This is a genomic window from Halovivax ruber XH-70, assembly GCF_000328525.1.
Classification (GTDB): domain Archaea; phylum Halobacteriota; class Halobacteria; order Halobacteriales; family Natrialbaceae; genus Halovivax; species Halovivax ruber.
Genome location: NC_019964.1, coordinates 421,998 through 435,045, shown reverse-complemented (window position 1 = coordinate 435,045; position 13,048 = coordinate 421,998). Strand labels below are relative to the sequence as shown.

The following is a 13,048-nucleotide window of genomic DNA, read 5'->3' as shown; positions in this document are numbered from 1 at the left end:
AACGGGCGTGATGGTCGCGAGGACGCCACCTTATCTCCCAGGAAACAGACTGCGCAGTCGAGCGCGAACGGTCCCGAACGGCTGTGTCGTCGTTCCGGATCGATCCGAACCGTCCGATTCCCGCTCCGCTAACACCCACTCGTACCGCTCGACGAGCGCCTGCCGGTGGCGCTCACTGGCGACGAGTTCGCGCTCCAGCGCCCGGATCCGAGCGCGCAACCGCTCGCGTTCGATCGCCGCGGCGACGTCGGTCGAGTCGTGGGAGTTGGACTCGACGGGCGTCACCGTCACTGTCGCGTCGTCCGCGGTCGCCTCACCGTCGGTGGCGGTCGGGTCACCGTCGGGGTCCGAGTCACACGCCGCTTCCTCGCGTGGTCGTGGGGTGGGATGGTGCTGGGCTGCCATCGGGACACCTTCCTACGACGGGGTCGCTCAAAAGATTCAGTCAGCCGACCGTCAGACGAACCACTGGCAGTCGAATCCCGGATCGACGGGCGTCACGACTCGTCGCCGGGACGACTGTCACTGCTGGCACCGCTGTCATCGGTACCAGCCGCTGCCTCGTCCGACCCCCAGCCCATCGAGATGTTCGCGAGACTCACGCCGCCAGGAGTGACAACTCTGACCGAGATGGGCGACTCGAAGGGTTCGTCGACCGAGGCCGGCCGAGCACTGGTGGCTTCCAGCGCTCCATCCTGAATCGAGAGGGAGACCCGTTCGCCCGAGGCGAGTTGGGTGTCGATCGTCCCGCGGTAGGTCTCCTCGGCATCGTCGACCGTCACTGTCGTCCCCGCAGGAACTGGGTCGTCTCCGGAGCTCTCGAGTTCGAGAGCCTCACCGTCGCTCGTCGGATCGGGTTCCACGTCCACGTCGTCGAAGGCGCTGTCGGGGACCGACTCCACCCACGCGGGTTCCGTCGGATCGACGCCGCCGACGGCGACGAGGTCGTACTCGAACGAACCAGCCGGTTCGGTCACCGTTGCTGACGCCTGGTGAATCACGCCGTGTTCGTCGACGACCAACGTCGCCTCCGTAACATCATCTGCGGCGTCACCGGCCTCGCTCAAGTCCGCTGCAACGAGGGTCGTGAGCGTTACGTCCGCCCGTTCGTCGATGCCGTCGACAGTAAACATGTCCGCGTCGAAGGAGCCGGATAGGAAGCCGGGGTTGATGAAGTCGCCAGCCGAATCGAGTCCCCTGTCCATCACCTGGTATCGCGGACCGTCACCACGGTCGAGCCTGGTGATGGCCTGCGATTCGGTGTGCCAGACGTCCCACGTCTCGGCGGTCTCGCCCCGTTCGAGTGTTCCCGACAACCGAAGCGAGTGGTCTTCCGGAGCGCATTCGGCGGTGATGTCGTAGTCAGTGGCGGACCGTCCGTCCTCACTCCTTGATTCCTGCACGTGAATCTCGACTTCGAACCCACCCGAACGCAGCCGGTCCTCGTGGGCCGAAAACAGCGCTTCTGGATCGTCGAGGGTCTCGTCGGAGACGCCCGGTGGTCGCGCTGGAGCCGTCTCGTCGTTTTCGGTCGAATCGAGCATGCCGTCGTCGAGACAGCCAGCGAGGGCGGCGAGCGATGCCGTCGCGAGAAACGCACGGCGGGAGCGGGGAATGGGCATATAACCACACCTAACCGAGGAGAAACCATAATACTTTCCAATACGTATAAAGGGAAATGATGGCGGTTGTCGGCGGTTGTAACGGCACGGCGGACGGGTGGCGCTACGTTCTGTCGTCGAGGTGCGAGAGCACGCCGTCGAGATCGTCGGGAACGGGTTCCGGTTCGGTCCCTGCTGCGGCCGCAGCGTCGGGGTCCTTGAGGAGATGGCCGGTGGTGAGACAGACCACGTCCTCCTCGCTCCCGACGACGCCGTCTTCGCGGAGTTTCCGCAGGCCGGCGAGCGAGGCGGCCGAGGCGGGTTCGACGCCGATTCCCGCTCCAGCGAGGGCGCGCTGGGCGTCGGTGATCGCGGCGTCCGAGACGGCGACCGCAGTCCCACCCGTCTCGCGGATCCCTGGCAGGGCCTTCGGCGCGTTGACGGGGTTGCCGATCCGGATCGCCGTGGCGCGCGTCTCGACGTCGTCCCAGCGACGCACCGCGTCGGCGCCGGCTTCGATCGCCTCGACCATCGGGGCGGCGCCCGCGGCCTGCACGCCGGTGAGTTTCGGCACGTCGTCGACGGCGAGGTCGCCCGCCTGCACGAGTTCGCGGAACGCTTTGTACAGCGCGGCGGTGTTGCCGGCGTTGCCGACGGGCAAAACGATTCGGTCGGGAACCGTGCCGTGGTCGGCGCGGAACCGTTCGAGGATTTCGAGCCCGATCGTCTTCTGGCCCTCGAGGCGGAACGGGTTGAGTGAGTTGAGCAGGTAGGCCTCGCCGCGAGCGGCAAGTTCCTGGACGAGGTCGAGACAGGCGTCGAAGTTGCCGTCGACTTCGAGGATACGCGCCCCGTGGAGGCTCGCCTGCGCGACCTTTCCCGCCGCGACCTTGCCAGCCGGGAGCAGGACGAGCGTCTCCATCCCGGCCCGGGAGCCGTACGCCGAGAGGGCGGCGCTCGTGTTGCCCGTCGAGGCGCAGGCAAGCCGCTCGACGCCGAGTTCGCGCGCGACCGCGACGCCGACGGTCATCCCCCGATCTTTGAACGATCCAGTCGGGTTCATCCCCTCGTGTTTGATTCGCAGCGTCTCGACGCCGACGTCGTCCGTCAGCTCCGGAACGCGGTACAACGGGGTCCCGCCCTCCTGAATCGTCACGCCGCTGTCGAGCGGGAGGGCATCCGCGTAGCGCCAGACGCCCTCGCCCGCGAACGCGTCGAACCCGACCGGCTCGGCGTACCGCACCTCGAGGAGGCCACCACAGTCGTCGCAGGTGTATCGAATCGCGTCGAACGGCGGTGACGCTTCACCGCACTCGATGCAGGCGAGCCAGACGCCCTCGCGAGCGGCCGTCGGGGCCGAGGGCGGGTCGGCAGTCAGCGAGAGATCCATCGACCGATTCGACGTCACCCCGCACCAAAAGTCGGCCGATGGTGGCAGGGTTCGACTCGGCCACCGAGGCACACCGCGACGGGCAGTCGCAGCGAGGAACGAAGCGGGAAACTGTCGCGACCGGTCCCGGCGGAGCGACTCGGTCGACGCGCGATACGGACTCACGAGACCAGCCGGTGGACCGATTCGGCGACCGGGCTGGTGGTCAGACGGCGAAGAACGCCAGCAACAGTGCTGGGCCCCCGATCAGCAGGAGCGTCGCGACGATCAATCGGAGTTGCATATACGTTGTGGCCAAATGGCCACCAGATATATAATGTATGCGGATTCTTCAGCGTGAGCGACGATACCGAGCGGCAGTAACGAGGCGTTACTCGCCCGATGTGACGGGGTCAGCGGTCTCTCCGTTTCCGATCAAGTCGACGGGTCGATCCCGTCAGGGCTGGAGCCAGCCGAGCAGTCCCTTCTGAGCGTGGAGCCGGTTCTCCGCCTGCTGCCAGACGATCGACCGGTCGCCCTCGAGAACCTGTCCGGTGATCTCCTCGCCGCGGTGGGCCGGCAGGCAGTGCATAACTGACACGTCGTCGGGGGCCGCCGCGAGGAGCGAATCGTTCACCTGGTACGGCCCGAGCGCGTCGAGACGCTCCGCACGCTGGGCTTCCTGACCCATACTCACCCAGACGTCGGTGTAGACGACGTCCGCACCCGCGACCGCCGCCTCGGGGTCGGTCGTGACCGTCGGCGCCGTGCTGATCTCGCCGGCCCGGTCGAGGACTGCGTCGTCGACGCCGTAGCCTGCGGGCGTCGCGATCGTGCAGTCGATCCCCGTGAGCGCACAGCCGAGGGCGAACGACTGGGCGACGTTGTTTCCGTCACCGACCCAGGTCGCGCGCACGTCGTCGAACGGCCCGACGGCCTCCCGGATGGTGAGGAGGTCGGCCAGCGTCTGACAGGGGTGTGCGTCGTCGGTGAGCCCGTTGATCACCGGCACGTCCGAGAAGCGGGCGAGCTCCTCGAGATCCGCGTGGTCGAACAGCCGGGCCATCACGACGTCGACGTAGCGAGAGAGTGCGCGGGCAGTGTCGCGGATCGGTTCGCCGTTTCCCAGCTGAATGTCGTCCTCGCCGAGGAAGATAGCGTGGCCGCCGAGCTGGGTCATCCCCGTCTCGAAGGAGACGCGCGTTCGCGTGCTCGGTTTCTCGAAGAGCATCCCCAGCGTCTGGCCCGACAGGTCGGCGTGGGTCCAGCCCCGCCGCTGTGCCGCCTTGTACTCGGCAGCGAGGTCGAGGACGGCCGCGAGGTCGGCCCGCGAGAGGTCGTCCACGTCGGTGACGTGGGTCACGTCGGTCGCGTTCGGGCCAGTCGGGTCGTCGGTCGGTGCGGTCGGGTCGGTGTTCGGCTGGTAGCTCATTGGGGATCGGAATCTGTCGGGGAGGGGTCGGTGATCGGCGGACGGTTCGACTGCCCAGCGTCGACGAGGCGCCGGCCGACGGCGTCGAGGACGGCGATCGAGCGGTCGTACGCCGCAAGCGAGAGGTGCTCGTCGGGCGCGTGGTCGAGCGATGAGTCGCCGGGCCCGTAGGTCACCATCGGACGGTCCCACGCCGCGGCGAAGACGTTCATGTCGCTCGTCCCGGTCTTGCGGAGGAGGCGCGGGTCGCTGTCCGCCGCGCGGATGGCGACGCGAAACGCGCGGGCGACGGACGTGCGCGGACTCGTCATTACCGGAGGGATCGCGTCCGTCAGTTCGAGCCCACCGGCGAAGTCGGCGGTGACGGATGCGAGCGTCGACTCGACCGTCTCGACCGACAGTCCCGGCGGAACACGAACCTGAAAGTCGACGCGCGCCTCGACGGCCAGGCCGTCGTCGGCCGGCCCGCCCTCGACGGCGACCGGCTTGGTCGTCACCGACTCGAACGTTGACTGCTCCGACGGGGTCGGGTCGTCCACGCCCGAGGCGTCTTCGGGCGAGGGCAGCGCGTCACAGGTCGACTCGACGGCCGCCCACCAGGCCATCGCGTCCTGAACGGCGGTGGGTTCCGGCCGCGAGGCGTGCGTCGACTCCGTCGTCGCGGCGTACGTGCCGGCGACGAGGCCGCGATAGCCGAGCGTGATGCCGTCGACGCCCGACGGTTCGCCGTTGACGAGTGCCGCGGGCGGCTCGCGCGTCTCGACGAGGTGGCGCGCCCCGCGCGAATCGGTCTCCTCGCCGACGACGCCGGCGAACGAACAGCCCGTCCTGACCGCCGCGACGGCCATCGCGCATAGGGGTCCAGTCGCATCGACGCTCCCGCGACCCCAGAGGACTGCGTCTTGGACGGTCGCCGCGTCGTCAAGGTGGAGTTCCTCGTCGGGAGCGGCCACCGAATCGTTCCCGGCCACCGCGTCGCCTTCAGCCGCCTCGCCGTTCGCCGTGAGGCGAACGGGAACGTCGCCCGGAACGGTGTCGACGTGCGAGGTAAAGAGGACGGCGTCGTCGGCCGGTGCGCGAACGTTACCGACGTCGTCGAGCCACACCTCGCGGTCGTGGGCGTCGAAGAAGGCAGCCAGTCGCTCGGCGGCCGCCTCCTCGTCGCCCGAGACCGAGGGCGTCGAGACCATGTCGACCAGCAACCCGCGGGCGGTCTCGGTCGAGACGTCGGTCCCCGTCGCGGTTTTGGGAGGAATCATGCGTCTGTCGTGGCCTCCAGCGTGTCTTCGAGCGCCTCGACGAGCGCGTGGACGTGCGATTCGGTGAGCGTGAGCGGCGGGAGCAGGCGAACCACCGATCGCCCGGCGGGCAGCGCGAGGATACCGTGTTCCATCGCGAGGTCGCGCAGGATGCGGTTCGCGCCGCGTCCTACCTCGAGCCCGCGCATGAGGCCCAATCCGCGCACCTCGTCGATCGGCAGGTCGGCCCGCGAGAGTTCGTCGACGAGCGTCGCGCCGACGGTCGCCGCGTTGGCCGGGAGTTCCTCGTCGACGATAACGTCGAGCGTCGCGGTCGCCGCCGCGGCGACGAGCGGGTTCCCGGCAAACGTCGAGCCGTGGGATGCGGCGCCCTCGGCGATCCAGTCCGCACAGAGCGTTGCACCCATCGGGAGGCCGCTCGCGAGACCCTTCGCGGTCGTGAGGACGTCAGGGACGACTGGAGAGTCGACGAGCGCGTCGTTCTCACAGGCCCAGATCGATCCGGTACGCCCGAGGCCGGTCTGTATCTCGTCGAAGATTAGCGCCGATCCGGTCTCGTGAGTCACCTCGCGAGCGGCCTGGAGGTAGCCTGCGGGTGCAGCGTTGATGCCGCCTTCGCCCTGGATGGGTTCGAGGATGACCGCGGCCGTCTCGTCGTCGACGGCCGCTTCGAGCGCCGCCGCGTCGCCGTAGGGGACGAACTCGACGTGGTCTTCGAGCAGGGGTTCGTACGACGCCTTGTACTTCGGCTTCCAGGTCGTCGAGAGACTCCCGGCGGTGCGGCCGTGGAACGCCCCGCGGGCGGCGACGAACTTCGTGTTGCCAGTCGCGCTACGGGCGAACTTCAGGGCCGCCTCGTTGGCCTCGGTGCCCGAGTTACAGAGCCAGACGTTCTCGATATCGCCCGGTGCCAGGGCGGCGAGCTGCGACGTCAGGGTCGAGCGCGCCTCGACCGGGTACGACCCCTGCACGAAGAGGAGGTCGCTCGCTTGCTTCTGGATCGCGCCGACCACGTCCGGGTGGCAGTGGCCGGCAGGTGTGCAGGCGTAGCTGGCGCCGAAGTCGATGTACTCGGTGCCGTCGTCGCCCGTCAGTGTGACATCCTCGCCCGATTCGATCGTGATCGGCTTCTGGGAGTAGACGAAGCCGCTCACGACTCGCTCACCCCGCGTTCGTCGCCGACGGCAGCACTGGGCCCGTCGGCGCCTGTTGCCGTTCCGACTGCCCCGGGCGTGATCGTCGTCCCCGCCCCGTCGAGCGCGGTGAGCACCGGGCTGTTCGCGTTCGCATCGGCGACGACGACCGACGACGCCCCCGTCTCGAGGGCTTCCGCCGCCGCCATCACCTTCTTCGTCATAAAGCCAGCCGCGGCGTGCTCAAGGACCTCGAAGTCGGCTTCCGTCGTCGCCGACTCGATCAGCGTCGACTCGTCGTCGGGGTCCGCGTAGACGCCAGCGACGTCAGTCAGCACGACGAGATCGGCCCCGAGCGCGCCCGCCACGGCCGCGGCCGCACGGTCGGCATCGACGTTGACGGCGGTGTACCCACCGTCGGACTCGGTGCCGAGGATTGGGCCACCTACGACGGGGACGTACCCGCCTGCCTGGAGCGTTTCCAGCAGGTCGGCGTTGACCGACTCGAGCGTGCCGGAGTGGTCGCCGCGCAAAATCTTCTTCGTGCCGTCCTCGAGCACCCTGACGGCGGATTTGCGCGTGCCGGCGAGCAGCTTACCGTCGAGGCCAGAGAGGCCGATCGCGTCGACGCCCTCGTTCTGTAGCGCGCAGACGAGGTCCGTGTTGACCGTCCCGGCCATCGCCATCGTGAACGCCTCCATCGCCGTCTCGTCGGTGAATCGACCGACGACGCCGCCGGGTGTCTCGACGTAGGTCGGTTCCTCGCCGAGGGCTTCGAGCGTCTCGTCGACGGCGGTCGAGCCGCCGTGGACGACCGCGACCGAGCGGCCGTTGGCCGACAGGTGGGCCACGTCGGCGAGCGCGCCCGCAGGATCGACCGCGTTCGCGCCGCCGATCTTGATCACGACCGGCGTCTCGTCGTCGGTCATGGCGATCCCACCGGGTGGAGTCCCGCAAAGTCGAGGCCGGCCGTCTCCGCGAAGCCGAGCGCGATGTTGGCCGCGTGGACGGCCTGGCCTGCCGAGCCCTTCATCACGTTGTCGATCGCCGAAAAGACGACGACGCGCCCGTTCGACGGGTCGAGTTCGAAACCGACCTCCGCGACGTTCGTCCCCGCGACGGCCTTCGGCTCGGGATAGCGATAGACGCCAGAGCCGCCCGCTGCGAGGCGGACGAACGGTTCGTCCTCGTAGCACTCGCGGTAGGCCGTCCACAGGTCGCCCTTCGAGACGGGGGCATCGGGGAATACATGGCTCGTCGCGCTCGCGCCGCGAACCATGTCCACCGCGTGGCAGGTGAAGGCGACCGAGGTGCCGAGGAACTGCTCGATCTCCGCCTCGTGGCGGTGACCGGTCGGCGCGTACGGGCGGACGACGCCCGAGCGCTCGGCGTGGCTCGAAGCCGCGCCACCGCCGGCGCCACCCTCAGAGGAGCCGACCTTGACGTCGACGACGATCTGTTCGTCGCCGCCGGGTTCGCCCGCGCCATCCCCGTCGGTCGCGCCGGTCTCCCCGCCGAGAATCCCGTGCTCGAACAGCGGATAGAGCCCGAGGATCGTCGCGGTGGCGTTACAGCCCCCGCTCGCGATCAGATCCGCACCCGGCAGGTTCTCGCGGTTGAGTTCGGGCAGGGCGTACTCGGCCCGGTCGAGGTACGCGGGCGCGTCGTGGCCGTCGTACCACTCGTCGTACTGTGCCGCGGTGTCCAGACGGAAGTCCGCCGAGAGGTCGACCACGGTGTCCGCCGCGTCGAAGAACGCGTCGATGTGGCCCATCGAGACGCCGTGAGGCGTCGCGGCGAAGAGCACGTCCACCGATTCCAGCTCCGTCGGCTCGGTGTAGCGCAGCTCGGTCCCGCGAAGCGGCGGGTGCGTCGAGCCGATACTCTTGCCGGCGCGCTGGCGACTCGTCGCCTGCTGGAGGTCGAAGTTCGGATGGCCAGCCAGCAAACGCAGGAGTTCGCCGCCGGCGAAGCCGCTGGCACCGATGACGCTCGCAGTCACCGTCTCCGCTGCCGCAGTCTCGGTAACGGCGGTCGTGTCGTCGGCATCGGTCGTCGCCGCAGTAGACGCACCGCCCGCCATCAGGCGGTCACCTCCAACTGCGTATTAGCCGCTGAATCGGCCGTCTCCTCGAGCCAGTCGACGACCGCCGCGGGCACGTCGACGTCGACGGCCTCGTTCAGCGCCTTGAACTCGACGGTGTGGTTGACCTCGTGGACGGTGTATCCGTCGTCGATTTCCATTAGGTCGATGCCAAGAAGCCCGCCGCCGACGGCGTCGCTCGCCGCGGCGACCACGGCCGCGATCTCGTCGTCGATCTCGAGGGCGGTCGTCTCGGCACCCGCGGCCGCGTTCGTGATCCAGTGGTCCGACGAGCGGACCATCCCCGCGATCGGCTCGCCGTCGACGGCGAGGACGCGCAGGTCGCGGCCGGGCTTGTCGACGAACTCCTGGACGTAGAACACCTTGTGCTCGTAGTGCCCGAGCGTCGATTTGTGCTCCAGGATGGCCTCGGCGGCGCTTCGCGAGTCGATCTTCGCCATCAGCCGCCCCCAGGAACCGACGACCGGCTTGAGTACGCACGGATAGCCGAACGATTCGATGGCGCTGAGCGCGCTATCGGTGGTGAACGCCACCGTCGTCGCGGGCGTGGGGACACCCGCGCCGTCGAGCGCGAGGCTCGTACGCACCTTGTCGGCACAGACCGTCGCCGTCTCCGGCGCGTTCACGACTGGGACGCCGTAGGCCGACAGGAACTGCGTGACGTAGACGCTGCGACTCGTCGCGAGACACCGATCGACGACGAGGTCGAGGTCCGCGAGGATCTCGGGCGCTTCGCCGATCGCCAGCTCCAGCTCGCGGACGTCGATCTTCACGACGTCGTGGCCGCGCTCGCGTAGTTCCGACAGCAGGAGCTTCTCGTCCGCGCGGATGCGCGAGTAGCAGATCCCGATCTGCACACTCACTCACCCCAGTCCTCTTCGAGCTCGGGGGCCCGGTCGAGGACTGGTGGCGCGGTCTCGATCACTTCGAGTTCGACGCCGCAGGTCGTACAGTCGACGATCTCTCCCGCCTCCAGGTCGTCGTGCAGGGACACGTCGGCCCCGCACGCTGTGCACGTCGTCATTGTACCCCCAACTCCGGGGTGCACCCACATAAATTCGTCGAATTTGTTTATAAAATTATATGATTGCACTGCACGCTAACACTGTTTGCAGAAGCCTTGCACCGCGATTTCGTGTCGTATGTCATTTCGATAGAATAGTGTCCCCTGGCGGGGACCGCGGCCGTCCCCGTCGCGGTCGACTGACTGGTGAACGTGGCGCGACCGGACCGACGAGTTCGCGGTCAGACATAGGTCGACACCACCTCCAGGCGGCGCTCGTTAGCGGTCCCGAGGACGCACGCGGTGTTCGCGTGCAGTTCGCGATCGGCCTCGATCGACGACGAGACCGCCGCGAGCTGGTCGGCGACTGCCTCCGGCGCGGGCCCACCCGTCGAATCGCGACTGACGACGCTCGATTCCGGATCGAGTGCGTCGGCGAGCGCGCCGGAGGCGACGAACTCGTCGAGCGGCGCGTCGAGATGCGCCACGGCGGCGTCCGCGAGCGCCTCGCGGATCGACACGCCGGGCTCCTCGGCTGCGGCCGCCGCCTCCGCGACGATTTCGTGCGCCGTGCGGAAGGGGACGCCCTTCGCTGCGAGGAGATCGGCGACGCCCGTGGCCGTCGAGAACCCCTCGCCGGCCGCCGCGGAGAGCGATTCCGCGTTCCAGTCGGCCGTCGCGGCCGCCCCGGCGGCCACCTCGGTCGCCTCGGTCACGGCATCGACGGTCTCCCAGACGTGCGGCGTCGCACGCTGCAGATCGCGGTTGTACGCGCGCGGGAGTCCCTTGAGCGTCGTCGTGAGACCCTGGACGCCGGCCGCCGCGTCACCCGCGACCGCGCGGACGAGTTCGAGCGTGTCCGGATTCACCTTCTGCGGCATGATCGACGAGGTCGACGAGTAGTCGTCGGCGAGGTCGACGAACCCGCGATTCGCGAAGACGATCAGGTCCTCGGCGAGCCCCGAGAGCGTCGTCGCCAGCGTCGAGAGTGCCTGGGTCGTCTCGAGGAGGACGTCGCGACCCGCGACGGCGTCCGTCGCGTTCGACAGGACCGAAGAGAAGCCGAGCAACTCGGCGGTGCGTTCACGATCGATCTCGAACGGCGTGCCGGCGAACGCCGCAGCGCCGAGCGGCGAGGCGTCGAGCCGGTCGAAGGCGTCGAAGAGCCGCGCCGTGTCGCGTGCGACCGCCGACTCGTAAGAGAGCGCCCACTGGGCGACGGTCGTCGGCTGGGCGGGCTGTAAGTGCGTGTAGCCCGGCATGATCGTCTCCGTGTGAACGTCGGCGATTTCGGCGAGCGCCTCGCGCAGCGCGAGCGTCGCCTCGACGGCGCCGAGGACGTCCTCACGAAGGCGGTAGCGAATGCAGGTCGCGACCTCGTCGTTGCGCGAGCGCGCAGTGTGCATCCGCCCGCCGTCTGGGCCGACGCGGTCGATGACTGCCGTCTCGATCGCCTCGTGGACGTCCTCCCCCTCTGGAAGCGCGTCGTGGCCCGCGGCCTCGATCTCGTCCAGCGCACCGAGGATCGCCCCCGCCGTCTCGTCGTCGACGATGTCGCACTCGGCGAGCATCACGACGTGGGCGCGGTCGACCGCGAGGTCGGCCCCGAAGATCCGCTCGTCCGCCGCGAGCGAGGACAGGAAATCCCGTGCGGGGCCGCCGCTGAAGCGGTCGCGGCGAACCACGCCCTCGGCGTCGGAATCGTTCATCGTCACTCCGTGGAGTCGTCGGTCGTCGCGGACTCGTCGGTGCTACCGCCGTCGGTCGCGAGTGTGGGCGAGTCCGTCGACGAGGCGTCGTCCGCTCCGTCGATGGCCGCAATCGACTCGTTCGCGAGACGGCGCTGGAAGCCGTGGTACTTCGCGACGCCGGTGGCGTCCGCCTGCTCGATCTTCCCGACGGCCTCCGTGTCGAAGGAGGCGTGGTCGGCCGAGTACGCGGCGTACGCGCTGTCGCGCCCGACGGCGCGGGCCTGGCCACCCTCGAAGCGGATGGTGACCGTGCCCGTCACGCGCTGTTGCGTCTCGGCGACGAAGGCGTCGAGCGCGCCGACGAGCGGCGCGTCGATCAGGCCCTCGTAGGCCTTCTCGGCCCACTTCGCGTCGATCGTGTCCTTGAACTGGCGCTCCTCCTGGGTGAGGACGAGCGCTTCGAGCGCCTCGTGGGCCGCGAGCAGCGTCGTCGCGGCCGGGTGCTCGTAGTTCTCACGGACCTTCAGGCCGAGCATGCGGTCTTCCATCGTGTCGGTGCGACCGACACCGTAGGCGCCGGCAACCTCGTTCAGGTGCTCGATCAGCGCGACGGGTTCCATCGCCTCGCCATCGACGGCGACCGGATAGCCATCCTCGAATTCGATCTCGAGCTCGGCCGTCTCGCCCGACGGCGCGTCGGTCCACTCGTAGATCTCCTCGCCGGGGACGTAGCTCGGATCCTCGAGTTCCTTGCCCTCGACGGAGCGACTCCAGAGGTTCGTGTCGATCGACCAGTCGCCCTCGTTGCCACCCTCGACGGGCAGGTCCTTCTCGGCCGCGTACGCCTGTTCCCACTCGCGCGTGAGCCCGAGTTCGCGCACGGGCGCGATGACCTCCATGTCCGAGTCGCGCCAGATGGCCTCGAATCGCAGCTGATCGTTGCCCTTGCCGGTACAGCCGTGAGCCAGGCCGGTGCAGCCGTGGTCTTCGGCGACCTCGAGGATGGCCTCGGCGATGACCGGCCGCGCGAGCGCCGTCCCCAGCGGGTAGCCCTGATAGGTCGCGTTCGCGCGAACGCCCTCGAGACAGAGGTCGGCGAACGCCGATTTCGCGTCGACCACGACGTGCTCCAGATCGAGCGCGTCAGCCGTTGCCGCGGCCTCCTCGAACTCCGATTCGGGTTGCCCGACGTCGACCGTGACGCCGAGCACCTCGTCGTATCCGTACTCCTCCGCGAGCAGCGGGACACAGACCGTCGTGTCCAGCCCGCCCGAGAACGCGAGTGCAACGCGTGTCATGTGGTATCCGAGTGAAGCACCCCCACCAACATAAATTCGTTGTTGTAATTTTCGTAATTAAATCGCAGAGTGCACACTATCGACGATTCGTGGATGAAGACGCATCCAACGCTAGAGAATTTGCAACACCGGTATCGAGGGAGTGAGTAAGAGGTGGG

General features: G+C 68.5%; 12 protein-coding genes. All 12 read right to left on the bottom strand.

Going from position 1 to position 13,048, the window contains the following annotated elements:
- Positions 1 to 30: 30 nt before the first annotated feature.
- Entirely contained in the window at positions 31 to 405 is a 375-nt protein-coding gene (locus HALRU_RS01950) for a hypothetical protein (protein WP_015299740.1), read from the bottom strand.
- Between the two features lie 92 nt (positions 406 to 497).
- Positions 498 to 1,622 carry a hypothetical protein gene (locus HALRU_RS01945; RefSeq protein WP_015299739.1) on the bottom strand — a complete coding sequence of 375 codons (1,125 nt, stop codon included), beginning with the start codon at positions 1,620 to 1,622 and terminating at the stop codon, positions 498 to 500.
- A 103-nt stretch (positions 1,623 to 1,725) separates the two neighbouring features.
- Positions 1,726 to 2,991: a threonine synthase gene (gene thrC / locus HALRU_RS01940; RefSeq protein ID WP_015299738.1), complete on the bottom strand. Its 1,266-nt coding sequence runs from the start codon at positions 2,989 to 2,991 to the stop codon at positions 1,726 to 1,728.
- Between the two features lie 436 nt (positions 2,992 to 3,427).
- The gene (gene argF, locus HALRU_RS01935; protein WP_015299737.1) at positions 3,428 to 4,402 is read right to left on the bottom strand and encodes an ornithine carbamoyltransferase; all 975 of its coding nucleotides are present in this window, start codon (positions 4,400 to 4,402) and stop codon (positions 3,428 to 3,430) included.
- Complete coding sequence (locus HALRU_RS01930) at positions 4,399 to 5,661, bottom strand: [LysW]-lysine hydrolase (RefSeq protein WP_015299736.1); 1,263 nt, start codon at positions 5,659 to 5,661, stop codon at positions 4,399 to 4,401. The genes argF and HALRU_RS01930 overlap by 4 nt, the downstream gene beginning before the upstream one ends.
- Positions 5,658 to 6,815, bottom strand: coding sequence for an aspartate aminotransferase family protein (locus HALRU_RS01925; protein ID WP_015299735.1), 1,158 nt, complete (start codon positions 6,813 to 6,815; stop codon positions 5,658 to 5,660). The genes HALRU_RS01930 and HALRU_RS01925 overlap by 4 nt, the downstream gene beginning before the upstream one ends.
- Complete coding sequence (locus HALRU_RS01920) at positions 6,812 to 7,723, bottom strand: acetylglutamate/acetylaminoadipate kinase (RefSeq protein WP_015299734.1); 912 nt, start codon at positions 7,721 to 7,723, stop codon at positions 6,812 to 6,814. The genes HALRU_RS01925 and HALRU_RS01920 overlap by 4 nt, the downstream gene beginning before the upstream one ends.
- Positions 7,720 to 8,877 (bottom strand): N-acetyl-gamma-glutamyl-phosphate reductase, encoded by a 1,158-nt coding sequence (gene argC / locus HALRU_RS01915; protein WP_015299733.1) that lies wholly within the window; start codon positions 8,875 to 8,877, stop codon positions 7,720 to 7,722. The genes HALRU_RS01920 and argC overlap by 4 nt, the downstream gene beginning before the upstream one ends.
- Positions 8,877 to 9,761: a lysine biosynthesis protein LysX gene (gene lysX / locus HALRU_RS01910; RefSeq protein WP_015299732.1), complete on the bottom strand. Its 885-nt coding sequence runs from the start codon at positions 9,759 to 9,761 to the stop codon at positions 8,877 to 8,879. The genes argC and lysX overlap by 1 nt, the downstream gene beginning before the upstream one ends.
- Positions 9,758 to 9,922, bottom strand: coding sequence for a lysine biosynthesis protein LysW (gene lysW / locus HALRU_RS01905; RefSeq protein WP_007699803.1), 165 nt, complete (start codon positions 9,920 to 9,922; stop codon positions 9,758 to 9,760). Before lysW ends, lysX begins: the two co-directional genes overlap by 4 nt.
- A 221-nt stretch (positions 9,923 to 10,143) precedes the next feature.
- Positions 10,144 to 11,610, bottom strand: a complete 1,467-nt coding sequence (argH, locus tag HALRU_RS01900) for an argininosuccinate lyase (RefSeq protein WP_015299731.1) — start codon at positions 11,608 to 11,610, stop codon at positions 10,144 to 10,146.
- A gap of 2 nt (positions 11,611 to 11,612) precedes the next feature.
- The gene (locus tag HALRU_RS01895) at positions 11,613 to 12,890 is read right to left on the bottom strand and encodes an argininosuccinate synthase (protein ID WP_015299730.1); all 1,278 of its coding nucleotides are present in this window, start codon (positions 12,888 to 12,890) and stop codon (positions 11,613 to 11,615) included.
- Positions 12,891 to 13,048: the final 158 nt, after the last annotated feature.

Bases quoted from the DNA above. Each gene is read 5' to 3' on its own strand.
- HALRU_RS01950 (WP_015299740.1), bottom strand. From the start codon at position 405: ATGGCAGCCCAGCACCATCCCACCCCACGACCACGCGAGGAAGCGGCG.
- HALRU_RS01945 (WP_015299739.1), bottom strand. From the start codon at position 1,622: ATGCCCATTCCCCGCTCCCGCCGTGCGTTTCTCGCGACGGCATCGCTC.
- thrC (WP_015299738.1), bottom strand. From the start codon at position 2,991: ATGGATCTCTCGCTGACTGCCGACCCGCCCTCGGCCCCGACGGCCGCT.
- argF (WP_015299737.1), bottom strand. From the start codon at position 4,402: ATGAGCTACCAGCCGAACACCGACCCGACCGCACCGACCGACGACCCG.
- HALRU_RS01930 (WP_015299736.1), bottom strand. From the start codon at position 5,661: ATGATTCCTCCCAAAACCGCGACGGGGACCGACGTCTCGACCGAGACC.
- HALRU_RS01920 (WP_015299734.1), bottom strand. From the start codon at position 7,723: ATGACCGACGACGAGACGCCGGTCGTGATCAAGATCGGCGGCGCGAAC.
- argC (WP_015299733.1), bottom strand. From the start codon at position 8,877: ATGGCGGGCGGTGCGTCTACTGCGGCGACGACCGATGCCGACGACACG.
- lysW (WP_007699803.1), bottom strand. From the start codon at position 9,922: ATGACGACGTGCACAGCGTGCGGGGCCGACGTGTCCCTGCACGACGAC.
- argH (WP_015299731.1), bottom strand. From the start codon at position 11,610: ATGAACGATTCCGACGCCGAGGGCGTGGTTCGCCGCGACCGCTTCAGC.
- HALRU_RS01895 (WP_015299730.1), bottom strand. From the start codon at position 12,890: ATGACACGCGTTGCACTCGCGTTCTCGGGCGGGCTGGACACGACGGTC.